The sequence below is a fragment of the Streptomyces sp. URMC 126 genome, from assembly GCF_051386555.1.
Lineage (GTDB): Bacteria > Actinomycetota > Actinomycetes > Streptomycetales > Streptomycetaceae > Streptomyces.
On the sequence record NZ_JBPQTX010001438.1, the window covers coordinates 1 to 230 of the forward strand.

Sequence of the window (230 nt, forward strand, 5' to 3'; positions counted from 1 at the left end):
GACCACGACCGGCGCGCCCCGCCAGGGTGATCAGCTTTCCTCCCCAGGGGTGTTGATGCGGTAACCGATGCCACGAACAGTGACGATCATCTGGGGATGGTCCGCGTTGCGCTCCACCTTAGAACGCAGTCTCTGCACATGGACGTTGACCAACCGAGTATCGGTGATGTTGGTGTATCCCCATACCTCACGCAATAGGGTCTCCCTGCTGAATACCCTATTGGGGTATT

At 57.8% G+C, this 230-nt stretch carries 1 protein-coding gene; it reads right to left on the reverse strand.

Annotated elements, in window-relative coordinates:
- Nucleotides 1–30: 30 nt before the first annotated feature.
- A partial coding sequence (locus ACSNOK_RS36585) for a winged helix-turn-helix domain-containing protein (RefSeq protein WP_436784944.1) occupies nt 31–230 on the reverse strand: 200 nt, incomplete at its 5' end.